The organism is Bifidobacterium catenulatum DSM 16992 = JCM 1194 = LMG 11043, assembly GCF_001025195.1.
Classification (GTDB): domain Bacteria; phylum Actinomycetota; class Actinomycetes; order Actinomycetales; family Bifidobacteriaceae; genus Bifidobacterium; species Bifidobacterium catenulatum.
The window spans coordinates 2,002,211-2,024,871 of record NZ_AP012325.1 but is presented as its reverse complement, the minus strand read 5'-3'; the positions used below and the strand labels follow the sequence as shown (position 1 = coordinate 2,024,871).

Annotated in this window: 14 protein-coding genes; 9 read left to right on the top strand and 5 right to left on the bottom strand. The window is 56.9% G+C overall.

Translation table 11 applies throughout. The features are described from left to right. Positions 1 to 353: 353 nt before the first annotated feature. The 6 genes from BBCT_RS08390 (at position 354) to BBCT_RS08365 (ending at position 13,691) form a co-directional block, all read left to right on the top strand. Positions 354 to 8,042 (top strand): LPXTG cell wall anchor domain-containing protein, encoded by a 7,689-nt coding sequence (locus BBCT_RS08390; protein WP_003835805.1) that lies wholly within the window; start codon positions 354 to 356, stop codon positions 8,040 to 8,042. Between the two features lie 64 nt (positions 8,043 to 8,106). Then, positions 8,107 to 9,720, top strand: a complete 1,614-nt coding sequence (locus tag BBCT_RS08385) for a SpaH/EbpB family LPXTG-anchored major pilin (RefSeq protein ID WP_033513041.1) — start codon at positions 8,107 to 8,109, stop codon at positions 9,718 to 9,720. Between the two features lie 80 nt (positions 9,721 to 9,800). After that, positions 9,801 to 10,784 carry a class C sortase gene (locus tag BBCT_RS08380; RefSeq protein WP_003835808.1) on the top strand — a complete coding sequence of 328 codons (984 nt, stop codon included), beginning with the start codon at positions 9,801 to 9,803 and terminating at the stop codon, positions 10,782 to 10,784. Next, positions 10,768 to 11,556: an isopeptide-forming domain-containing protein gene (locus BBCT_RS08375; protein ID WP_003835811.1), complete on the top strand. Its 789-nt coding sequence runs from the start codon at positions 10,768 to 10,770 to the stop codon at positions 11,554 to 11,556. The genes BBCT_RS08380 and BBCT_RS08375 overlap by 17 nt, the downstream gene beginning before the upstream one ends. Positions 11,557 to 11,939: 383 nt before the next feature. Next, positions 11,940 to 12,281 carry a DUF4143 domain-containing protein gene (locus BBCT_RS08370; RefSeq protein ID WP_231858061.1) on the top strand — a complete coding sequence of 114 codons (342 nt, stop codon included), beginning with the start codon at positions 11,940 to 11,942 and terminating at the stop codon, positions 12,279 to 12,281. Between the two features lie 3 nt (positions 12,282 to 12,284). Beyond that, positions 12,285 to 13,691 (top strand): chloride channel protein, encoded by a 1,407-nt coding sequence (locus BBCT_RS08365; protein WP_003835814.1) that lies wholly within the window; start codon positions 12,285 to 12,287, stop codon positions 13,689 to 13,691. Positions 13,692 to 13,795: 104 nt separating this feature from the next. Here the strand turns inward: BBCT_RS08365 and BBCT_RS08360 are convergent, their stop codons facing one another. After that, positions 13,796 to 14,482, bottom strand: a complete 687-nt coding sequence (locus BBCT_RS08360; protein ID WP_033513049.1) for an ATP-binding protein — start codon at positions 14,480 to 14,482, stop codon at positions 13,796 to 13,798. Positions 14,483 to 14,586: 104 nt separating this feature from the next. Further along, positions 14,587 to 15,303 carry a LytR/AlgR family response regulator transcription factor gene (locus BBCT_RS08355; protein ID WP_033513035.1) on the bottom strand — a complete coding sequence of 239 codons (717 nt, stop codon included), beginning with the start codon at positions 15,301 to 15,303 and terminating at the stop codon, positions 14,587 to 14,589. A gap of 318 nt (positions 15,304 to 15,621) precedes the next feature. Between BBCT_RS08355 and BBCT_RS08350 the strand changes: the two genes are divergently transcribed. Continuing rightward, the gene (locus tag BBCT_RS08350; protein ID WP_003835822.1) at positions 15,622 to 16,749 is read left to right on the top strand and encodes an ABC transporter ATP-binding protein; all 1,128 of its coding nucleotides are present in this window, start codon (positions 15,622 to 15,624) and stop codon (positions 16,747 to 16,749) included. 367 nt (positions 16,750 to 17,116) lie between these two features. Next, positions 17,117 to 18,526: a DUF4032 domain-containing protein gene (locus tag BBCT_RS08345; protein WP_033513033.1), complete on the top strand. Its 1,410-nt coding sequence runs from the start codon at positions 17,117 to 17,119 to the stop codon at positions 18,524 to 18,526. Positions 18,527 to 18,756: 230 nt separating this feature from the next. Here the strand turns inward: BBCT_RS08345 and rlmB are convergent, their stop codons facing one another. Further along, entirely contained in the window at positions 18,757 to 19,758 is a 1,002-nt protein-coding gene (rlmB, locus tag BBCT_RS08340; RefSeq protein WP_003835826.1) for a 23S rRNA (guanosine(2251)-2'-O)-methyltransferase RlmB, read from the bottom strand. Between the two features lie 67 nt (positions 19,759 to 19,825). Between rlmB and BBCT_RS08335 the strand changes: the two genes are divergently transcribed. Next, on the top strand, positions 19,826 to 21,106 hold the full coding sequence (locus tag BBCT_RS08335; RefSeq protein ID WP_033513031.1) for an MDR family MFS transporter: 1,281 nt from the start codon (positions 19,826 to 19,828) through the stop codon (positions 21,104 to 21,106). Between the two features lie 134 nt (positions 21,107 to 21,240). Here BBCT_RS08335 and BBCT_RS09650 read toward each other — a convergent pair whose 3' ends face one another. Further along, on the bottom strand, positions 21,241 to 21,363 hold the full coding sequence (locus BBCT_RS09650; RefSeq protein ID WP_267471485.1) for a hypothetical protein: 123 nt from the start codon (positions 21,361 to 21,363) through the stop codon (positions 21,241 to 21,243). Between the two features lie 309 nt (positions 21,364 to 21,672). Next, positions 21,673 to 22,551, bottom strand: a complete 879-nt coding sequence (locus BBCT_RS08330) for an HdeD family acid-resistance protein (protein ID WP_407921707.1) — start codon at positions 22,549 to 22,551, stop codon at positions 21,673 to 21,675. Between the last annotated feature and the right edge of the window lie 110 nt (positions 22,552 to 22,661).

Below are 22,661 nucleotides of genomic sequence, written 5' to 3'. Positions count from 1 at the left end.
ATTTCTGAGGGGGGGGTAATACTGTCGTAGCTGCTCCTTCTGCTCGCAATGTCAATGTTGACGATAAGACGTCAGAAGAGGGCAATACATCAAACGGTGCGCCAGCACCTTCTGAAACGAATCAGGGCGCGCAGCAAGATTCATCTTCTTCATCTTCTACTACTGGTGGTTCTTCCGAATCCTCAAATGGTGAGGCAGGCAACAAGGCGGATGCCGCAGCAGGGGCTACTGTCGGCAATCCCGCTAATGACGGAGCCCAAACGCAGGCTCCGACTGATACGTCTAAGGCACCTTCTCAAAATGCCAAGAACGATTCTTCGACTGAGGCGGATCAATCGCCGGCGAAGGCCAATGTGCAGGTCGCCGCGACGGCGCTTGGCGGCCGTGACTTTGAAGGCCAGGTCACCAAGGAAATCAACGGCAAGACCTACATTCTGATTGGCAACGAGCAGCAGCTGCGTGCGATTGGTTCCGGCAAGAAGGTTATTGGCCGTATCAACAAGGTCACGCAGACCTGCACCGGGCAAGGACTCTCTGGCTACCACTGGGTAGATGGCGCGTCGTCCACTGAATACGCCGGTGACGCCGATCTTGCCGATTCGGATACCTTGCGCAATGCTGATGCCTCCGACTATGACAATTCGCTGGCGATATGTCGTACGAAAGTGGACGCTGATAAGATCCGCATCAGGTATTACGGCGTGGGTGCTGATGGTACGCAAGCGGACTACTCTGCCGCCAACACTGGTCTGACATATTCGGCCGATGCGAATTATCTGATCTTCCGTGACATCGATTTGTCCAAGAACGCGGCGGATACCGCCAGTACTGAGTGGACTCCGCTCATGTTCTCCGGCACCATGCTCGGCGCGGTCTCCAACAGCGCAGACGCTGTGGCTAGCCTGTGGAAGGCTGTCGGCGCGGATGGCGCAAGCGTGGAGCATACCACAGCAGCTCGGCCGGTCATCAGCCATGTGGTCGTCAATCAACAGGGCAAGCAGCTGGACGTCCGCAAGCAGCAGGGCATCGGCTTCTTCGCCTCGATCACGAACAAGACCGTGATGAACAACACCAGTCTGGGCAGCGCCGGTACGGCCGTGGTGTCGAACCTCAAGCTGCAGGACGTGTCTGTGACGAATCAGGCAAGCAAGTCATATATTCCGCCGACACTGCTCGGCACACTCACTTCGGCAGTGGGTGGACTTTTGGATCTTCTGCTTAAGGCGTTGAAACTGCTGACATTCGGACAAGTAAATCTTGACCTCAATCTTCAAGGTCTGCTCACCCTGCACAAAGACAATCCTTCCAATCTCGCCACGGGTGCGTTCGCCGGCCGTATTTACGGCGATGCCAAGGTCACGGATTGTGAAGTGGCGGATGTTTCGGTATCCAGCGTAAGCCGTATGACCGGTGGTTTCGTGGGATATGTTGAGGGCGCAACCCGATACGATGCGGTCTCCGGCATCGTGGGAACGCTCACCAATGTACTCTCGAAGATCTTGGGTGTCATCCCATTCCTCGGGCTGGGCGATTTGGTGAACTGGTTGCTGTCCGGCACGCTCGGACTGAATGCCTTGATTCCGGTCGGCTACTACAACCCGGTCATCTCGAACAGTTCGGTGAACGGGTTCAAAAAGAACGTGGTGATCGGCAACAAGAATAATCCGCAAGCCGGCGGCTTCGTCGGTGCACAGATTGGCGCAATCATCGAGAACTCCTCGGTGACGAGCACGAACGGTTTCACCGTGCGGGCAACGCAATACGCCGGTGGCTTCGCCGGAATAAGCCGCAATGGTAATGTAGGTGGTCTGCTCAACTCGCTTGGTATTGATTTGCTGTCTGCACTGCGTCCGCAGAGCCTCATCGAGAACAGCAACCTGACCGTCGACGGCGATGGCAAGGTCACTGTATCTGCCACGGACTATGCCGGTGGATTTAGCGGCGCGATGGCCAATGCCTACGCGGTCAATAATACGATTTCAGCCACGGCTGCCGTGTCTACTGACAAATCCCACGCCGGAGGATTCACCGGATTTGCCTCCGTGGGATGGGGCCTAGAACTCGGCACGGATGATGCCACGAACGCATCGCTGCTGAAACAACTCACCAAGGCTGTGGCCAAGCTGCTGAGCGGCAGCGGTAGTGGTGCGGGAGAACTGCTATCCATCGTCGGTGTGAATCCTTCTGCGATTCTCGGTACACAGATGAAGGGTTCCCTCACAGTTGCTGCCGGCGGTGATTACGCGGGCGGCCTTGTGGGCGAAGGTTCGGGTACGGTGATCGGTGATTCCTCGCAGAACCGCCTTCAAAAACTCACATTCTGGAAGTACAACAATCATCGTGACTTCCCACAGCAGCGTTCCACCACCATAGAAGGCCTTGAATCGGTCACGGCCACGGGCTCCTACGCGGGCGGCATCGCCGGCAATCTGCAACCGACCACAGTGGCTGGGTTGCTCAACAGTGTGGTGAAAATTGGCGATATCGCCACGCTCAAGAAGTTCGACCAGTTTGCCCCGTTCACCGTGGAGAACGTGACTGTTGCTGCCCCGGCATCCGGCTTGACAGTGACGGCTGGCTCATACTATGCGGGCGGTGCCATCGGATGCGCCACCGGTGGTGACGTGACCAACACCAACCTCACTAATCTGGCCACGGTTACGGCCAAGGGAGAAGCCGGCGGTTTCATCGGCTTCTCCGGACCGGGCGACGCCGTTGGCGCCGGCGGCCTTAATGTGCTTGGGCTTATCAAGCTATCCGGTCTGCTATCGGTTGCCCAATATTCTTCGGTTGCAGTCACTGCATCGAATGTGAACGGCATCGCCAACGGATTCACGGTCAAGGCGACCGGCAAGAACGAGAACAACGAGACCACCGATTACGCTGCGGGCGGCTTCTACGGCCAGGCCAACAGCACCAAGACCCGCGAAAGCCATGTGACGAACCTCAAGTCGGTCACGGCCGATACCAGCACATCCGATGGCATCGCGGGTGGCTTCGTGGGCTTCTCCACCACCGGTGGCCTCGCTGACGCACTTAGCAACGCCGATGATTCCAGCGTGTTGGACAACCTCATCAAGGGCGGACTGCTGTCCGTGAACGACCTGCTCGGTGCCATGCCGTATCTGATTCCAAGCTATACGTATACCACCGTGACGTACGTCAACGGCGGTTACGTCGAAGGTGATATCGCGGGAGGCTATGCGGGAAACTTCCAAAGCGGCAAAGTCAATCAGTTCTCCGAAACCGATCTCGAGAACGACTCAACGCTGGCAGACGTGCAGTCCCGCGTTCAAGCCAACCCCGTGGCCGTTGTCAACCTCGACCATGTGACCGGCGGCGCATACGCAGGCGGTTTCGGCGGCAAGGTCGTTTCCGGCGCACTCGCTTCGGCTGGCAACGGCGGCCTGAGCCTGCTCGGCAAATTCGGTACGGTGGATCTCGCCAACCTGCTGCAGGTGGTGCAGGGCTATGTGCCGTTCATCTCCTACGCGGGCGTGCATTCCGATGCCACCACCGTGGAGACCACCAGCGGCAACAAGATTTCCGACCCGGACGATCCCGGCTTCACCGTCTCCGCCACCCGACTTGACCAATCCGATACGCAATCCGGTTCCGCCGGCGGCTACATCGGCTACGGTTCCGGCGTGCAGGTATCCCATTCCAGCGTGACCCAACTGCGCCACACCGACGTCAAGGCACCGAAGAATCTGGAAACCACCGGATCCATCGACGACACCTATCTGAGCAAAGACAGCTCGTATGCAGTCACCGCCGCTCGGTATGCCGGCGGCTACATCGGCAAAATGGACATCGGCTCGGCGGCGGCCGTGGGCGGCGGCTTGAGCCTGCTCGGCCAGAACGTCAATCTCAACGATGTACTCAGTGTGCTGGATGTCGTCGTCTCGACGATTGAACATTCCGATGTGACCGGCGGCATCGGCGGATACTCCGTGCTGGCCGGCACGGCAGACCGTAGGAACGCCAACAACAAGCCCGATCCACTGGGTATGGCCGGCGGCTTCGCTGGAGACATCGAAGGCGGCCATATTCAGGACTCGAGCTCGCATGAGTTCGTATATATCATCGGCCAGGTTTCGGCCGGCGGCTACGTGGGCACCATGCAGCCGGGAGCCGTGGCAAACGTACTCGGCGACGGCAGCGTGCTCAAGAAGCTCGTCAACCTCGACAACCTGCTCTCGCTCGTGCAGGACTTCGTGCCGACGATTCGCAACAGCTCGACCGATGCCACAGTGTGCGGCGGCGCGGTGCGCGCACAGGCGGCATCGGATACGACCACACGCCGCGGCATGGCCGGCGGCTATGCGGGACGTAACCGCGGCGGCCATATCTGGGGCAACAACACCGCAGCATGGAAGCAGGAGAACACCGACGGCAAATACAACGGGCCGCAACGCGTAGCCTATGCCGCGCGCATCCGCAGCGTATACGGTGCCGAAATCGCCGGCGGCTACACCGGCTTCATGGAAGCGGCCGATACCGCTGAAGGCGGTTCGCTCTCCTTGCTCGGCGGTCTCATCAAGGCCGGCAACCTCGCCGGCGTGCTGTCCGTGGTCTACCCGACCGAGGAGCACACGAAGGTCACCGGTCCGCTGCGCAATATGAGCTACGACCAGTGGAAGACGTGGGTCGACAACATCGGCAAGTACGGTGCGTATGGCAAGGAATTCACCGATGTGACCACGGCTGATGGTGCGGGCTCTGTTACCGACCAGGATTCCCTGGACAAGTTCCTCGAATCCTACATCTTCGGATTCAACGTCGTCGCAGGACGTGCGGAGTATCGGACCGGCGCGAACCTGCATGATTCCGGCGTAGCCGGCGGACACGTCGGCCTGATGCGCACCGGCACGATCACCGATGGCCAGTCGATGGATGTCAAGAACGTCTCTGCCATGCGTGCGGCAGGCGGTTATGCGGGCACGATGGAATCCGGCTCGGCATCCTCGTTCGGCTCTATCCAACTATTCGGCGACAAAGGCATCAAACTTGATTTGGGACAGATGCTCGACGTGGCACAGGTATTTGTGCCCGTCGCCAAATCTTCGAGCGTGGCCGGCTACCGCAAGGGTATGAAGGTCGTGGCCACCGGTGAAGACATCACGCACGGTACCGGTAATGCCGGAGGCTATGCCGGTCTCGCGGTCGGTGGCCAGATCTGGGGCGATCTCGACCAGAACGGCCAGAAGCTTGTCGAGGGTGTCACCGCTGCCGGTGCCAACGTTTCTAACCTGCGCAAGGTGGAAGGGCGCAACAATGTCGGCGGATTCATCGGCGTGGCCACTGCCGGCGCGGCCGCGGATGTGGACACCAACGCATCCGAGGGATTCCTGCAAGGAATCCTCGACTCGCTGGTCTCGACCCCGGCAAGTCTGGTCAGCGTATTGCAGGCCACGGTTACGACGATTCGCGGTGCGCATGTGAGCTCGGATGACCCGGCATGGGGATACACGGTCGACGGCGCATATGAGACCAAGGACGATAAGGGTAACACCACAACCAAGTATGCCCTGAACGCCGGCGGTTTCGCTGGTTCGTTGCAGGCCGCGATCCTCGGTGACAAGGATTCCGCCAAAGGCACCGGCAGTGAAGCGGATCCGAACAATGACCCGGCTTCTCTTACTGTTAACGGGCTGCGCGCTGTTGAAGGCGGGCAATACGCCGGTGGCTTCTTTGGTCTTGCTGATGTGTCCAGCGTCGCTTCCGTCGGCGGCGGCGAGGCCGGCGATAAGCAGGATACCAACCTGCTGCTCAAACTGCTCAAGGTCGGCAACGTGGGCGTGCTCGAAGCGTTCCGCACCTTCATCTACGACGGTCAGGTCAACGGCGTGAACGACGGCATCCAAGTCGTCGCCCATGATTCCACCACGAAGGGCATGCTCGACTCGAAGCGTTACACCGGTGCGGCCGGTGGCTTCGGCGGTGGACTGATCAATGGCTCCGTCAAGCAGTCTGCGGTCACCAACCTCAATAGTGTGACCGGCGTGAACTACGTGGGCGGCTTCATCGGGCACCTCGGCAAATCCGGCACGGTCGCCGCCGACAACGCACAACTCGGCACGAGTGCGCTCAACCTGCTTGGTGCCACGGCCGGCGTACTTGACATCTGGGGCTCGCATGTCGGTGATTCGCGCGTCACCGGCATCCCGGACGGTTATACCGTCACCGCCACACACCATGGCGACAATTACGGCAAAGCCACCGACAAGGCTACCGGACGTGAGGTCGCAGGCGGTTTTGTTGGATACGTGGATTTGGCCAGGGTGAAGGGCTGCACGTCTGACAATCTCAAGAAGGTCACTAGCGGTGAGATTGCCGGCGGATTCGTCGGTGAAACCAGCCGTGCCTATTTGGTTGACGCGAAGGTCAACTCTGTACTTGTGGAACTGCTGCTGCAAGTGGTGAACGCGCTGGTCAAGCTCCTGTACCTCGACAAGGCGGAACAGGTCGGCGTCATCGATTTAGGCAAGTGGTTCCCGGCCATCTTCGGCAAGGTATTCGATCTCAAGGTGCTTTCGGAAGGCAACGTGCTGTACGTGAACCTGTTCGGACTGAAGGTGAGCGTCGCCCTGTCCAAGGCTGATGATGAAAACCAGCAGCAGACCGACGTGGCGATTGTCACCATCGGCGACAGCGTCATCAAACTGCCTTGCAGCAAAGACGGCATTGATATGGATGGGTCGGGCAGCAACCTGACCGTCCAACTCATCAAGGGCAACCGCACCCGCGTGGAACAGTCCACCGTGACGGGCATCGCCAGCGGCTATGACGTGTTCGGTGGTGGGGCGACTCAGGACACCGACGGCGTGAAGGATCTCACCACCGGCTACGCGGGCGGTTTCGCCGGACTGAACGACGAGGGCGTGCTGGCGGACGACCACATGGTCTACGCCGACACGATCCGCGGCACCAGCGGACTGGTCGACCCGTTCTCGAACACCAAACTCAAGTCCGTATGGGACTTCAACACCATGAGCGACATCCTCGGACCGGTCGATGACGGCAACGGCGGCAAGGCATACAACACCTATCGCATCTACCGCAAGGCGGTCGCGAACGCCGGTGAGGCCCGCACCTCCGCACAGGACGGCAACAAGATCTTCTCGCAGAAGAACACGGCAGACGATGCGCTGAACACCGGACTCGATCGTTGGGAAGTGAAGCTGTTCGACGTGGTCAACACATACGACAGCAGCGCTGTGCACAGCTCCGCATCCGGCGACGCCGGCACCACTTGGGTCGGCATTAAGGACGCCGTGGTCGACTCCACGGACGGCAGCACTAAGACGAAGCTCGATGCCTACCAGTCCCCGGCCAAGGCCGTGCTCATGCTTGACGTGCCTGTATCCGACAACAACGGCGGACTCACCCCCGAACCGGACGACGGCCAGGACCCATGCGGCAAGGACGGTTGCCGAACCATTGACCTGACTGTCCAGAAGGTATGGAAGGACGGCAACCTCGAACGGCCGCAGTCGGTCGAGCTGAAGATCGCCGAGCACTATACCGATGGCAGTGGCAATACGGTGACGCCGCAGACGATTCAATGCTTCGGCGCGGATTGCACAACCGTGACGCAGAAGAATCCATGGACGGTGACGTTGGACTCCTCCGATGCCTCTTCCTGGAGCAACACCTGGCGCAAGGTGATTCAAGGACTGCCGGTCGCATTCGTGGATGGACAGGATGCCAACGGCAAGGACATCGTGCGTTACTACACGTACACCGTGGAAGAAACCGCCGTGACCTATAAGGACGGCGATACCACCAAGACCATCAAGCCCGCGGAGGCCGGATACCAAGTATCGGTCTCCTACAACACCAAGGAACGCGTGGCCATTGTTACCAATGCGGCGTTGCTTCCGGATACGGGAGGCGCGGGCACGATGTGGTTCCTGATGTTCGGCTTGCTGCTTATGGGAGCTGGCGTGGTCTGGTACGTGCGTAATCAACGCGTTCAATCCGGCACAGTCCGCTCGGGCTCCAGCCGTATACGAAAGCGAGGTGCCCATGCCGCATGACGATCACATAGACAAACCGTACCTGCCAAACAGAAAAGATTTCCATTTAGAGAAAGGAACAGTAATGAAATCACTGATGAAAAAGGTTTTCGCTGCCGCCGCGGCGATTGCCACCGTATTTGGATTGGCTGCGACGACAGTCGCCACGGCCAACGCAGCGGATAATGCCACGCTGACGGTCAGCACTACTGACGCGAAGTTCGCCGGTAAGACCGTGAACGCCTACAAGATGTTCTCCGCCACCGTGAGCGGTGACGGTGGCAGCAAGGCTGTCTCCTACACGTTGACTGACGAGTGGAAGCCGTTCTTCAAGAACTCCACTGCTTCCGGACTAACTGGTGCTACCGACGAGAACGTCAACGATAAAGCAAACGACTACGTATCCAAGCTGAAGGATGAAGACTTGGTTGCTTTCGCTACCAAGGCATCGAACTGGGCGCAGACCAAGACCAACAGCATCACGGCTGACGCGACCGCTATGGTATCTGCCGATGCCACGAACGGTAGTTACACTGCGACGTTCACTGATCTCGACTACGGCTACTACGTGGTCGCTGTGCCGGGTGCGACCTTGGCCAACGCCAGTGGTCAATACGCCACGCTAGTTTCCGTTGATAGCACCAATGTGAATACCGACATTAAGGGCGACCTGCCTACCGTCGACAAGAAGGTACAGGTAGACGGCACTGGTAAGGACGCCACTGACGCGAAGATCGGTGATACCCTGACCTTCACCCTGACCTCCACCATTCCAGACATGTCCGCCTATGACACCTACACCTTCAACTTCAAGGATACGTTGTCTCAGGGCCTCACCTTTGGACAAGTCACTTCCGTTACGGTCGAAGGTGTGACTAATCCACTGACCGTGAACACTGACTACACCGTCACCACTCCTACGGTCTCCGACAATACGCTTACTGTCGCCATGAAGGACTTCAAGGCCAAGCAGCAGGCCAATGCCGGCAAGAAGATCACCGTCACCTACACGGCCACGCTGAACGAGAATGCTGTTGTGGGCGGTGCTGGTAACACCAACTCCGCAAAGATTCAGTACTCCAACAACCCGAGCACCAATGAAACCGGTGAGTCTGAACCCAGCAAGGTTCGCGTCTTCACTTATGGCTTCACCGTCGATAAGTACACTGGTGACGAATATACTGATAAAGCCCGCCGACTTGCTGGTGCTGAGTTCACACTCGCACCTAAGAACGACACCGACAGCACCGCTATTAGCTTCGTGCAAGTCAGTGCCGGTGACGGTACCACGAACGCTGTATACCGTGTAGCTAAGACTGGTGAGGAAGGTGCGACGACGACTATCATCACTCCTGCAAGCGGTAAGGTTGTCTTCCAGGGACTGAAGAACGGCGAGTACACGCTCACCGAGACCAAAGCACCGGCCGGCTACAACAAGCTCGCCAGCGCCATCGGCGTGAAGGTTAATGGCCAGAACAACGGCACTGACACCACGAATGCCACCGTCACCATCACCTACAACAACAACAATGGCAGCAACTACGACCAGACCGCATCGAACGGTGTCATCCCGGTCCAGAACAAGTCCGGTGCTATCCTGCCTGGCACTGGTGGCATGGGTACCATCGCCTTCACGGTGATTGGTGTGCTGGTCATCGCGCTCGGCGTTGCCTGGACTCTCAAGCGCAAGAACGCCTGACGAGCATGGCCGTGTTTTGGGCGTGAAGGGCACACACCCGCTACGCCCACAACACGGTTTCCTCGCGAAAAGAACGCTCGATGAAACGACTGCGCAACATCCTACCCTTACTAGTCATTCTCGGTGGAATGCTCATTCTGTTCTATCCGACGATCAGCAACTTCCTCATTATGCGCAACGCCAGCCGCGCCGTAAATAACTACGACGCCAGCGTTGAAGCATTGAGCCAGGAACAGTACCAGAAGGTGCTGGATGCTGCGCACGCCTATAACGAAAAGCTCGCCCAGAACGATGCAGGAGAGACCGACGCTCTTGCCAGTGCCGTCAATTCCGCATCCACGGACGAGGAATACAACAGTCTGCTCAATATTGACGGTGACGGCATGATGGGATACATCACTGTGCCTAAGCTCGAGGAGACCTTGCCGATTTATCACGGCACTTCCGAGAAAGTGTTGCAATCCGGCATCGGACATCTCAAACAGACCTCACTGCCAGTTGGTGGCGCGTCCACGCATGCGGCGCTGTCTGGCCACCGGGGCTTGCCCACGGCAAAACTGTTCACGGACTTGAACCTTATGAAAAAAGGCGACAAGTTCTACATCACAATACTTAAAGACACGTATGCGTATCAGGTCGATAAGATCACTACCGTTCTGCCGACCAATACCAAACAACTGGCAATTGAGCCCGGCAAGGATTTGGTCACGCTCATCACTTGTACGCCGTATGCGGTCAATACGCATCGGCTGCTGGTGCGCGGCCATCGCATCCCATACGCGCCGCAGCAGCAGGATGACGCCAAATCCACGTTCCACGTGGACGTTCCGCTGCAGTACTTGTTGCCGTCTCTTGCACTGATTGCCTTGCTCATCGCATGGCATTTATGGCAGCGTCATGAGCGGCGACGCCGGCAGAGTGGGAGCGCCAAGGTCGCATCTGGTGATTCTGACTCTGCGGATATCGAGCCGGACGGTGACTTGCCTCCTCAGCCAGACAGTACAAATAACCAATCACATTCATCACGGCGGAAAGGACCGGGCAGACATGTTAGACCTGCATAGCGGAAGCGAATATGGTGCGGCGCGCATTGCTGACATGATTGCCGCCGCCGTTACTATCGTCCTCACTGTTCTTGCAGCCTTCGGCTCTATGGTGCCGTATGCGCAAGCTAATTCTTTCGGCGCTCTCACCATCAATGCCGTATGGGACCGAGACACGGCTTCGCCTAAATTGCTTGTCGGCGATACCTATTCCATCGTGCGCGTCGCCACCGTCACAACGAACAATGATGGTAGCGTCTCCTCATATAAAACCGTCGGCGATTTTTCCGGGCTCACTGCCGATTGGGAACGCCTGACATCAAGTGAATATCACGATGCTGCCAAGAAGCTCGCTACGCACGCGGCGAAAAACAAGCTGTACCAGCATTCCGGCACCACTAACGTAGCTGGTCAGCTCACTTTCCAGAATCTGCCGCTCGGCCTATATCTGGTCTCCCGCACGAGCTCGGCGAAAGCCAACAAAGCATACGACTGTGATCCGTTCCTCATCTCGATTCCTGGCAGTGGAGACACATCCGCTGATCTCAACATCACAGTAGAGCCGAAATTTAGCACTGAAACTCCTGTTGTCCCGCCCGAAAATAACCCGAGCGAGGAGCCTGGCAATCCTGGCCTTATCGGTCATACGGGTGCCGCCGTAGGCAGCATTGCTGCGGCAGCGGGGCTCATGTTACTTGTTGCGTTCATTTTGTTCAGATTGCGCATGAGGCGCCGCATACGGGACGTCAATTCGGCCGGCAAATCCCATACAGATGATTGCACGATGAAGTGAAAAAAGTAAGCATGAGCGACGAACGATTCTCTCCGGAACAAGCACAATATCTGGCTTCGCTGTCTGCAGTCAAGTATTACTGGTTCACGTATCCGATATGCAGAGTGGTTCAAGCGTGAATGCGTTTCGAGTGCTGAAAATGGTGAATCTCCCCGATTCTGAGGTTACTTCCAGTCGCACGAATGAAGGTAACCCTGGAACCGGTGGAAATGATATGCGTGATTTGATTATCCGTCGACAGGCGCTTTATATCAGACGTTTGGGATTAAAAGTCGATGACCTAAAGTGCAGCTCTCGCAGCAATCCCTATCAAATGATGTGCAATGAGTTGTGCTGGATGAGCTGAGAGCGTCATCATTATTGTCTTTGATTCAGTATGAGATTTGTTTGAAACATTGGTGATTCGTGATTTGCGCGTATATCTCGAATCGATGGGTGGTGCGAATCGAATCGCATATTATCGGGATGAAAAAGGTCTTGAAGTTGATGTGATTCTTGAATTGGTGGATGGTCGCTGGGCTGCGGTGGAGATTAAGCTGAGCGACTTGAAAGTCACGGAGAAAAATGTGGACAAACTACATGCTTTCAAAGAAAAAGTGTGCGGAAATCCTCTATCTCAAGTTCGTGAGCCTGAATTCATGACGTTTATTGTCGGGCGTGGTGATATTGCATACCGTCGTGATGACGGCATTCTGGTGCTGCCGATCGCCACGCTCGGGGCGTAACAAATGAACGCTGCGGCAGGTGGGACAATTGGGGGTGGATTGAACGAAGGAGACGGTGTGCAAGGAGCGCGGGAATCGCGGGAATCGCAAAAAACACGGGAATCGCAGGAGTTGCAGAATTCTCAAGGAACGCAGCCAAAGATCGGCAGAATTCCGGCGCTGATTGCGGCGGTGGTGATTGTGGGAGTGGCCATTGGTGCGGCCGCCGGTCTGCTGACGTTGATGCTGTACGGCGTCGAGCATCTTACGCTCGGCTATGTTGAGAATTCGCAGGAATCCGGCCCGTTCAACGTTCCTGTGATTCGTCGACTGATTTCCGTGACCGCGGGTGCGGCCATCGCGGCCGTGATTTGGTGGCTGTTGCGTACGCGCAGTACGAAAGTACCGTCCGTTAAAAAGGCGGTAAATGGCGATATTATGCCGATTTGGCAGACCGTCGTGCATGTGCTGCTGCAGATTTTCATTGTCGGTACGGGCATGTCGATCGGTCGAGAAGTGGCACCGCGCGAGTTGGGTGCGATGTTCGGCCAACGGTTCGCGCGTTGGGTGCATCTTGATGCGAAAGACACCCGTATGCTGGTGGCAATCACGGCTGCGGCTGGCCTTGCGGGTGTGTATAACGCGCCGCTTGCGGGTACGTTTTTCGCGGTCGAGATTCTGCTCGCCGATATAACTCTCGAAACGGTGACGCTCGCATTCGCCTGTTCCGCGCTGGCTTCGTGGGTGGCGTCGCTGGTCAAGGGCACGCATACGTTCTATTTGATCGGTGAAACCGACGGTTTGTTTACCTCCGATTACATGGCGTTCGCGCTGGTTGCCGGCATGATTTTCGGCGCTGCCGGCGCGCTGTTCCGTCGCGGCTCGCAGTGGGCTGAGAAATCCAAGCCGTCGGGCGTTGGCATTCTGTGGATGCTGCCGCTCGCGGGCTTGCTGACCGGTGTGGTGGCGATTTGGGTGCCGCAGGTTATGGGCAATGGTCGCGCCACCGCGCAGTTGAGTTTCTCGTCCGACGTTGATTTGGCTGTGCTGCCGATTTTGTTGGTTTCATTCCTTGCGAAGGCGATTGTCACGCTGTTGACGATCCGTTCCGGCGCTTCCGGAGGTGTGTTGCAGCCGGGTATTGCGCTCGGCGCTTCGGGGGGTGCGTTGCTTGGTGTTCTGTGGATGCAGGTGTTCCACACGAATTCGATTGGCATGTATGCTCTGCTGGGTGCGTGCGCGTTGTTGGCTGCGTCCCAGCAGGCTCCGCTTATGGCGATTTGTTTGGTGATGGAACTTGCGGATGCTCCGATTAATCTGTTTGTGCCCATTGGCTTCGCGGTTGCGGTCAGTGCGTTCGTCGCAAGCCGTTTGGGTGGACCGCTTGCTGCTGTTCATCTATCGAAAAGTGCGAAAAAAGAGGCTAATTAAGAAGAATGCGCATGTAAGGGTGCATTAGACGGTAGACTAGGGGGTTGGCGTACAGGTGGCCGGTGTTGAGCGCCCGATAATGAAGATGACTCAGGCGCGGTTTTTCATATGGCCATAAGACCGGTTTTCTTCGGAATGAGCGCGGTCAGCACAAACCAGTGGTCTTCGGTGCGAATCGTCACTTCGCCGCCATACTGTTGCGCGATATGACGAATTGACTTCACGCCGAAACCGTGCCGGTGCTGGTCGTCGCGCTTGGTGGTGCGCAAATTGCCTTCCGCATCTTTCTTCAGCCGGGAATCGTAATAATTTTCCACACGGATGACAATAAAGTGATTTTGCTCGTATAACGCAAGTTTGATTAGTCGCTGTTCGTGTTTCGGCAGTTTCGACGTCGCTTCGATCGCATTGTCGAGCGCGTTGCCGAACAGCGACGCGATATCCATCGACGACATGCCGCTTAACAGCGATCCGTCCGCGACCGCGGTGAACGTGATTCCGCGATCGGCGCAGGCGCGTTCTTTCGCGGTCAGAATAACGTCAAGCAGAATCGTCGCATACATGCAGGCGAATGCGAGCAGCATGCCGATAATCCAGAACCAGATCGGCATACTGCCGTCAAAATACTGCACTGCAGTCAGCAGCAGCAGTCCGGCCGCGCTGACGATGATCGACCGCTGGAGTGGAACGCGCCGATACAGCACTGCGATATACACCATGCAGGCAGCCCATTCGCAGATCGCTGTATATGAGCGAGGAATGTCGGGCAGGGCGTTGGTAATCGGCGTCATCGACGGCGCCGAAAGCACGGTTATCGTGGCCGAAGGTGTTGTAGGGAGTATGTTCGCCAATCCTGCAGTCAATCCGGCCAACATATTCGGCAATGCTGCGCCGATCACCTGCCACCTCCCATATAATCGGTAAGTGCGGCCATGAACGCCTTCTTGCGTGGGCGGCTCACGCGCAGCTGCTCACCGTTCGACATTATGCAATCCTGGTCGGCAACGCCCGTCACATGCTTGAGATTCACCAGATAGCAGGAATTCGAGCGGAAGAAATGATGGTCGGCAAGCTTGGCTTCCATGTCTTTGAGCGTTCCGTTGATCGACAGTTTGCCTTCCAGCGTGTGGATGACGATGGTGTGCCGAATCGATTCAAGATACAGAATGTCGGCAAGATTCAGGCGCATCTGTCCGTTGCCGGTTTCGATGAGCATGGAATCGTCGCCATTGCGTCGCACCATGTCGATCGATTTCTTGAGCTCCTGCGAAAACGCGAACCACGGTAGAGGTTTAAGCAAGTACGACAACGCACGCACCTCATACCCGCTGATTGCATATTGCGGGGCAGCGGTGATGAACACGATCACGACTTTGTCGTCGCGCTCGCGGATGCGTCTCGCGGCGGCCATGCCGTCCATTTCGCTCATCTCGATGTCGAGCAGTAAGATATCATAAACGGGGGTATATTTTTCTACGATTCGTGCGCCGTCGTCGAATACGGAAACGGTAAATTGCTCGCCATTTTCCTGTTGATATCGGTTGAGATAGTCAAGTACCAGTTGGCAGCTTGCGGGATCGTCCTCGACCACGCCGATTCGAATATTGCGCATTGCAACCTCCCCGTTCTGTCTTTCGCTCCGCACCATTGTCTTGCATGATGGCGATAAATGCGTGTATTTACTACGCCGTTAATCCTCTTTTGCCAGCGGAGGCAAACAGCGCGACTCGCGACACGCATTGACAGTTTTAGCGTTGTATGTATCATGGAACGTGGCTCGACGAAGAGAACCTTCGCTAAACCAAAGAAATAAATTAACGCTTTGAATTGTGGCTTTGTCGAAGTTGTAAGCCGCAAGGCGAGGCACCGAAAGAAATCCCTTTACAACGGATCGTGAGGCACGTACCTGCCTCTGAAAGGATGACAAATCATGGCAGAAGTCGTATTCGACCATGTTACTCGTATCTACCCGGGCAACGATAAGCCGTCGGTGGATGATTTGAATATGGACATCAAGGACGGCGAGTTCCTGGTGCTGGTTGGCCCGTCTGGCTGCGGCAAGTCCACTACTCTGCGAATGCTCGCTGGCCTTGAAGAGGTCAACAAGGGCCGCATCCTCATCGGTGGTAAGGACGTCACCACGATGCAGCCGAAGGACCGCGACATCGCAATGGTGTTCCAGAACTACGCTCTGTATCCGCACATGACCGTGGCCGACAACATGGGCTTCGCCCTGAAGATCGCCGGCACTCCGAAGGAAGAGATCCGCAAGCGCGTCGAGAAGGCCGCTGAGATCCTCGACCTGACCGAGTACCTTGATCGTAAGCCGAAGGCTCTGTCCGGTGGCCAGCGTCAGCGCGTGGCTATGGGCCGTGCAATCGTCCGTGAGCCGAAGGTCTTCCTCATGGATGAGCCTCTGTCCAACCTCGATGCCAAGCTCCGCGTGCAGACCCGTACCCAGATTGCTGCTCTGCAGCGCCAGCTGGGTGTCACCACCCTGTACGTGACCCACGATCAGACCGAAGCTCTGACCATGGGCGACCGCATCGCCGTCATCAAGCTCGGCGTCCTGCAGCAGGTCGGCGCTCCGACCGAGCTGTACGATCGTCCGGCCAACGTCTTCGTCGCTGGCTTCATCGGCTCTCCGTCGATGAACATCAACACCCACCCGGTGGTCAACGGCAAGGCAAAGATCGGCGAAGACACTGTGGATCTGCCGGCCGAGGCTGTCAACAAGCTCACCGCTGAAGACAACAACCAGATCGTTGTCGGCTTCCGTCCGGAAGACGCTTCTCTGGCTGCCCCGGATGACACCAATGCCTTCTCCCTCAAGGTCATGAACGTTGAGGATCTGGGCTCTGACGGCTACATCTACGGCAACATCATCACCGATGGATCCGCTGCTGAGGCATCCACCATGATGTCCGACCAGAACAAGCTCACCACGATCCGCGTGAACCCGCGTGCTCTCCCGAAGGTCGGCGATACCGTCAAGATCAAGATCGACCCGTCCAAGATGCACCTGTTCGCTCCGTCGACCGAGCTGCGTCTGAACTGAGCTGATACCGAGTAACCAACCGTCGATTGCTGCTTTCGAGAAGTGGCTGGCGGGTGGCTGAATAAAAACTTGGCGGAAGTGCGAACTTCCGTCAACCATTAAACGAGACGTACTCTTCCTCTCTTACCGTCTCGTTGGAGAAGCCCCGCGTTGGTGCGGGGCTTCTTTTGTTGTATCTGCAATAGTGAGATTTGTTTTCCTGTAGTGAGATTTCATCATTGAGATTGCAATGGTGAGACCTCAAATGAAATGCGATATTGGAATTTCAATGGTGATCATCGCATATCGATGGATGCAATATCGGCAGGTGAAACGGATTCGTCCATACTTGCTTCTTCGGGTAGGTCAACAGGTAGATTGTTGTTTTATGGAATCTCTTGAATTGCCACAGATGGATCCCCGTGTGCTGAAAGCAACTTCCGTGAAGGCCGAAGATCCGGCCGCACCATCTCCGGAGCCGCAGGCGTTGAAAATCACCGCCGCAAGCTCGAATCCGAAGATGTTCACCCTGCCGTGGGAAAAGCCGCTGGCTACTTGGCCGGAAGACCTGCTGGCCAATCTTCCGCGTGGTATTTCCAGGCACGTGGTGCGTTTCGTGCACGTGGGCGACGAAGTGTACGCCATGAAGGAAATTACGCGTAATGTGGCGGAACGAGAATACGAGCTGCTGCGTCGCCTGCAGAAGCTGGAACTGCCGACCGTGCAGCCGATCGCCGTGGTCACGGGCCGTCATAGCCGTGAAGGCGAGCCGCTGGAAGCGATTCTTGTTACCAAGCATTTGAAGTTCTCACTGCCGTATCGTGCGCTGTTCGCGCGTAATCTGCGCCCAGATACCGCGGAACGACTGATCGACGCACTGGCTGTGCTGATAGTGCGCTTGCATTTGGCCGGCTTCTATTGGGGTGATGTGTCGCTGTCGAACGTGTTGTTCCTGCGTGATGCCTACGCGTTCTCCGCATTTTTGGTTGATGCGGAAACCGGTGATCTGCAGATTAATCTGACGGAAGGCCAGCGTGAATACGATGTTGATTTGGCTCGTACGAACATTATTGGCGAATTGATGGATCTTTCATCCGGTTCGCTGCTGCCGAGCGATGTTGATGAGATTGAGATCGGTAACCGTTTGGTGGATCGTTATCATTCGCTGTGGAGTGCGCTGACTGATACCGACAAGTTCGGTCCGGATGAGATGTGGAAGATTGAGAAGCGCGTCAACAAGCTGAATGAGCTTGGTTTTGATGTGGATGAGCTGGAAATGAAGACCGCTGAGGATGGCAAGCGCGTGCTGGTGCGTCCGCGTGTGGTCGATGCCGGTTATGCGAATCGTAAGCTGCTGCGTTTGACTGGTCTTGATGTGCAGGAGAATCAGGCTCGTCGACTTCTCAACGATTTAGATGCCTACCGTGCTTCCACATGGCGTGATGGTGAGGATCTTGAGATTGTTGCTACCGATTGGATGCGTGAAGTGTTCGAACCGACCGTACGCATGATTCCGCGCGAATATCGTTCGCAGATCGAACCGGCGCAGTTCTTCCATGAGGTGCTTGACCACCGTTGGTTCTTGGCTGAGAGTGCTGGTCATGATGTGCCGATGGCCGAGGCTGTGAAAAGCTATGTGGACAAGGTGCTTCCGCAGTACAAGCTCACCACGAAGGATGTGGACGCCCTGAACGCTGAAGCTGATTCCGGTGTGGTCGACGACGAATACACCTATGACGATCCTGACGATGGCTACAACCCCGACGACGATCCCGACGCAGCCGTATGGGCGCACTGAAAAGCTGAGGCTCCAGTGGAGTCTCAGCTAGTGCGCCCTGAGACAAGACGATAGTCGAGTCGAAGGCAATGCTGAGTCTGCGGTAAGCCCAGGATCAATCCAAGTGCAGACTTGCATAACAAATGAGCGGATAATCCGTATGGACTATCCGCTCATAATCATTCCAGACGTGCTGCTTTGCTGTGGTTGCTTCCGCAGTTTCGCTGTGCTTGCTGTTACTTTGCGAGTTATTACTTCGCGTTGGCGGCGGCACCGGCCTCACGACGGGCGCGTGCGACGGAATACAGTGTGATGCCTGCTGCGACGGAAGCGTTCAGTGATTCGACCATGTTCGACATTGGGATGCCGGCGATGGAATCGCATGTCTCGCGTACAAGACGGCTCAGGCCGTTGCCTTCGGAACCAAGCACTACAACCAGCGGATCGGTTTCGAAACCGGTTTCGCCAACAAGGGCGTCGCCGCCGCCGTCGAGGCCGACGCTGTAGTATCCGCGTTCCTTCAGGCTTTCAATGGCTTTGGTGAGGTTCACCACGCGGGCGACAGGCATGTGTGCGGCAGCTCCTGCGGACACCTTCCATGCGGCTGCGGTGACTGAAGCGGAGCGACGTTCCGGTAGGATCACGCCGTTCGCGCCGAATGCGGCCGCGGAACGGATGACCGCGCCCAGGTTCTGCGGATCGGTAACGCCGTCAAGCGCGATGAACAGCGGACGTGCCGCAATGCGTGCGCTTGTGGAGTTGGCCGCTTCCATGGCGCGGGACTTCTTGTCAGCGCGTTCCACCAGCTCGGCGAGCGAGGAATACTGGAACGGCTGCGCCTTCATCACCACGCCCTGATGGTTGGAGGAGCGTGCGATACGATCCATTTCCAAACGGTCAGCTTCCATGAGGTTCAGTCCATGAATGCCGGCGAGACGAATGATTTCGCGCGTGCGATCATCATGTTCGATGCGTGCGGCCACATACAGCGTGCTTGCGGGCACGCCACAGCGCAGCGCCTCGAGCACGGCATTGCGGCCGATGACGAGATCATCGGATTCCGAGCTGAACTTTGCCGCGCGGCGGCGTGCTGCCAGCCGCGGATCCGCCATCTTACGGCGATTAGTGGCCTGCTTTTCCTTGTAAGCCTTGTGATACACTCGGTCTTCGGCCTTGGGAGTCGGTCCCTTGCCCCTCAGCGAGTTACGATGCTTTCCACCCGACCCCTTGGTCGGTCCTTTTTTCATTGCCATAACTGCCTATTGTCCCAGCACCCCGGGAAAAACGGCTGCTTCGCTCCTAACCGATATGATGGATGGAATGGAGAAAAGAAGAGAGATTTTTGGTTTGCCCGTCATGTTCTGGGGTTTGTGGGTCACGTTGCTCATCCTGTGGATGGGCCGTTTCGTCACATCGTTCCTTTCCATGTATCTTGTTTCCGACATGCATGTGAGCGCGGGCGTGGCCGGCACCATCGTTTCCATGTACGGTTTCGGTGGCATTTTCGGCTGCCTGTACGGTGGCGCGTTGTCTGACCGATTCGGGCGGCCTGCGATGATTGTCATCGGTAACTTGGGTTCCGCCGCGATGCTGGTTTTGCTGGCTTTTATCGGCGATCCTTGGATTATGGCGATTGCGTTGCTGATATACGGTGTGATTTCCTCCGTACCGACGCCCGCGGTCGCGGCGTACGTTTCCGACGTTGTCCCGTTCCGTAAGCAGAAGCGCGCGTATTCGTTGCAGACTTGGGCTGTGAATTTCGGTTTTGCGATCGGGCCGATCATCGCCAACCAGCTTGTCAAGATTTCCTATTCGCTGATGTTCTATGTGGAAGCGGCGGTGCTGGTGTTCGCCACGTTGCTGATGATGGTATTCTTCAAGGAAGCCGGATTGGGTGTGCGCGTTGCCGGACGGTTTGTGAAACGCGGCGTGAAACAACCTATGGAACGTTCTGAAACTTCGCAAACTACCCAATCGCAGCAATTCTCCATATGGCGTAGCTATCGTCGCGCGTGCGCCGACAAAGCGCTCATGTCGATGGTGGTGCTGATGTTCCTGTACACGCTGGCGTATTACCAGATCGTCAGCGGCCTGCCGATCTCCATGACGCAGATTGGGCTCGGCACGGACGAATATTCCAGCCTGCTGACCATCAACGGTGGCATTCTGTGCTTGCTGCAGATTCCAGCGATCGCGTTGTTTCAGCGGATGAGCAACACCCGTGTGCTGGTGCTTGGCATGTCCATCACGGCGGTTGGTTACGCGTTCCAAATCGGCGCCGATTCATGGGTGACATTTGCGATTGCGACCGTGTTGTGGACGCTCGGCGAGCTTGGCACGTTCCCGATTGCCGCCACGACGGTGGCGAACATCGCGCCAAAGGATGTGCGCGGCACGTATCAGGGCCTGTACAACCTGGTGTGGTCGCTGTCCAATGCGTTCTCGCCGCTTGTCGGAGGTTGGATTCTGAACGCGTTCGGCAGCCACGTGCTGTGGACCTGCTGCACGGTGATGTTCGTGATTGTGGCGATTGGTTTCTATGTGACGCGCGTTCCCCGCGAACGTGCCGCAGCCCGTAATCTCGCTGCTGAGGAGGTGTAGCCGACGTACGTGAAAAGCGGGAGGCCGCGATTCCGTTTGGAACCGCGGCCTCCCGCTATGTGATTTAAGGATTGGAAAGAAGAGGAGCGGGGTGCTGTCGCGCCTGCGCCTTGCCTTCCGTCTAGGAAGCGGTCTTACTTGTTGAGGACCTTCTTCATCAGGTCGGCAGAGGCCTTGGCGAGTGCGAACTGGCCGAAGCCCGGGTCGATGGAGGCGAGGTCGGAGTTGATGATCTGGTCGAAAGTGTTGTTCTTCATGATGTTTCCTTTCACTTGGCTTGGCGGCGCGTCTTTTCTTCTTGTCATTCCTCTGGCCGCTGCCGTAAGTCTGTATTGTGTTTATCTTTTTTCTTCGTTCTTCTGTTGTGCCTTTATTCTAAGCCGGGCAAACCATCGATGTCATGCGACGATCGTCACTTCTTTTGTAAAATCATCGGCTAATCTTGAAAAAAAGTAACAACATATGAAAAGCGGACGATGATAGGCGTGAAAAAAGGGCACTGAGCTGTTGCTTGGTGCCCTTGGGAAAACAGAGATAATCAGACTTTACGGCCTTCGCCGTGAAAATTACTTGCGATTGGGTTTGCCGAACATGAATGCGCGCACGATTGCGACGATGCCGATCACCACAAGCGCGCATCCGCCGAACAGAATCAGCCAGGTCGTGGAGCTGATGGGGGAGAACAGCACGATGAAGCCGGCGACAATCGACAGCAGCGCGTAAATCACGGCCCATGCGGAGCTTGGCATGCGCCATGATTCCACGAGCGCCATCACGCCTTCCAACATCCAGCCGAGGCCGACCACCATGGTGACGAGCACCGCGAGCGTGGCTCCGGAAAGCGCTGCGTTCTTCAACATGACCACACCGCCGACAGACAGCATCAGACCGATCAGAATGTCAAGCACGCGCCATCCGCCCGGAAGCCCGAGTTCCACAATTGCGGTCACAATGCGGACCACGCCGGAAACCACGAAGTATGCGCCGAGTGCGATTGCGGCGACTTTCAGCGTGGCTCCCGGCCAGATCAGCAGTGCCAGGCCGAGGATGATGGCGGCGATGCCAAGTATTGCGTAGGTGCCGCGGATCGCGTTCTTCGCCTTCTTTGGCAGCCATTCCTCCGCAAGTTTGAACGGGCTGATTGGCTGCCAATTGTCGTTGCCGGTTCCTGGTTGGCTGTTCTGCTGTCCGTACGGTTGGCCGGTGGTGTAGCTCGCGTAGAAGAAGCCGTTCTGGTTCGGGTTTTGGTTGGCGTTGGGGCCGTCAAAGTAGCGTGGGGTCTGCGGCTCGCTCGGATACGGATTGCTCGAATTGTTGGGATTGCCGTTCTGTTGTTGGCCTTGCGATTGCTGATTTGGCGCGTATGCCCCGTATTCCGGCTGACCTTGCGGCTGCTGTCCGTTGCTGCCGTTCTGATTCGGATTGTTCGCATACGGGTTGTTCATTGCGTCGCTCATGATGGCCCCTTTCCTTGAAGAGCTTGCTTCGTGACGTTCGGACGTGTGTGAATGTGTTCGACTGCGCTCGAACGTTTCGGAAGTCCTATCCCTCATTC

Bases quoted from the DNA above. Each gene is read 5' to 3' on its own strand.
- BBCT_RS08385 (WP_033513041.1), top strand. From the start codon at position 8,107: ATGAAATCACTGATGAAAAAGGTTTTCGCTGCCGCCGCGGCGATTGCC.
- BBCT_RS08380 (WP_003835808.1), top strand. From the start codon at position 9,801: ATGAAACGACTGCGCAACATCCTACCCTTACTAGTCATTCTCGGTGGA.
- BBCT_RS08375 (WP_003835811.1), top strand. From the start codon at position 10,768: ATGTTAGACCTGCATAGCGGAAGCGAATATGGTGCGGCGCGCATTGCT.
- BBCT_RS08365 (WP_003835814.1), top strand. From the start codon at position 12,285: ATGAACGCTGCGGCAGGTGGGACAATTGGGGGTGGATTGAACGAAGGA.
- BBCT_RS08360 (WP_033513049.1), bottom strand. From the start codon at position 14,482: ATGACGCCGATTACCAACGCCCTGCCCGACATTCCTCGCTCATATACA.
- BBCT_RS08355 (WP_033513035.1), bottom strand. From the start codon at position 15,303: ATGCGCAATATTCGAATCGGCGTGGTCGAGGACGATCCCGCAAGCTGC.
- BBCT_RS08350 (WP_003835822.1), top strand. From the start codon at position 15,622: ATGGCAGAAGTCGTATTCGACCATGTTACTCGTATCTACCCGGGCAAC.
- BBCT_RS08345 (WP_033513033.1), top strand. From the start codon at position 17,117: ATGGAATCTCTTGAATTGCCACAGATGGATCCCCGTGTGCTGAAAGCA.
- rlmB (WP_003835826.1), bottom strand. From the start codon at position 19,758: ATGGCAATGAAAAAAGGACCGACCAAGGGGTCGGGTGGAAAGCATCGT.
- BBCT_RS08335 (WP_033513031.1), top strand. From the start codon at position 19,826: ATGGAGAAAAGAAGAGAGATTTTTGGTTTGCCCGTCATGTTCTGGGGT.
- BBCT_RS09650 (WP_267471485.1), bottom strand. From the start codon at position 21,363: ATGAAGAACAACACTTTCGACCAGATCATCAACTCCGACCTCGCCTCC.
- BBCT_RS08330 (WP_407921707.1), bottom strand. From the start codon at position 22,551: ATGAACAACCCGTATGCGAACAATCCGAATCAGAACGGCAGCAACGGA.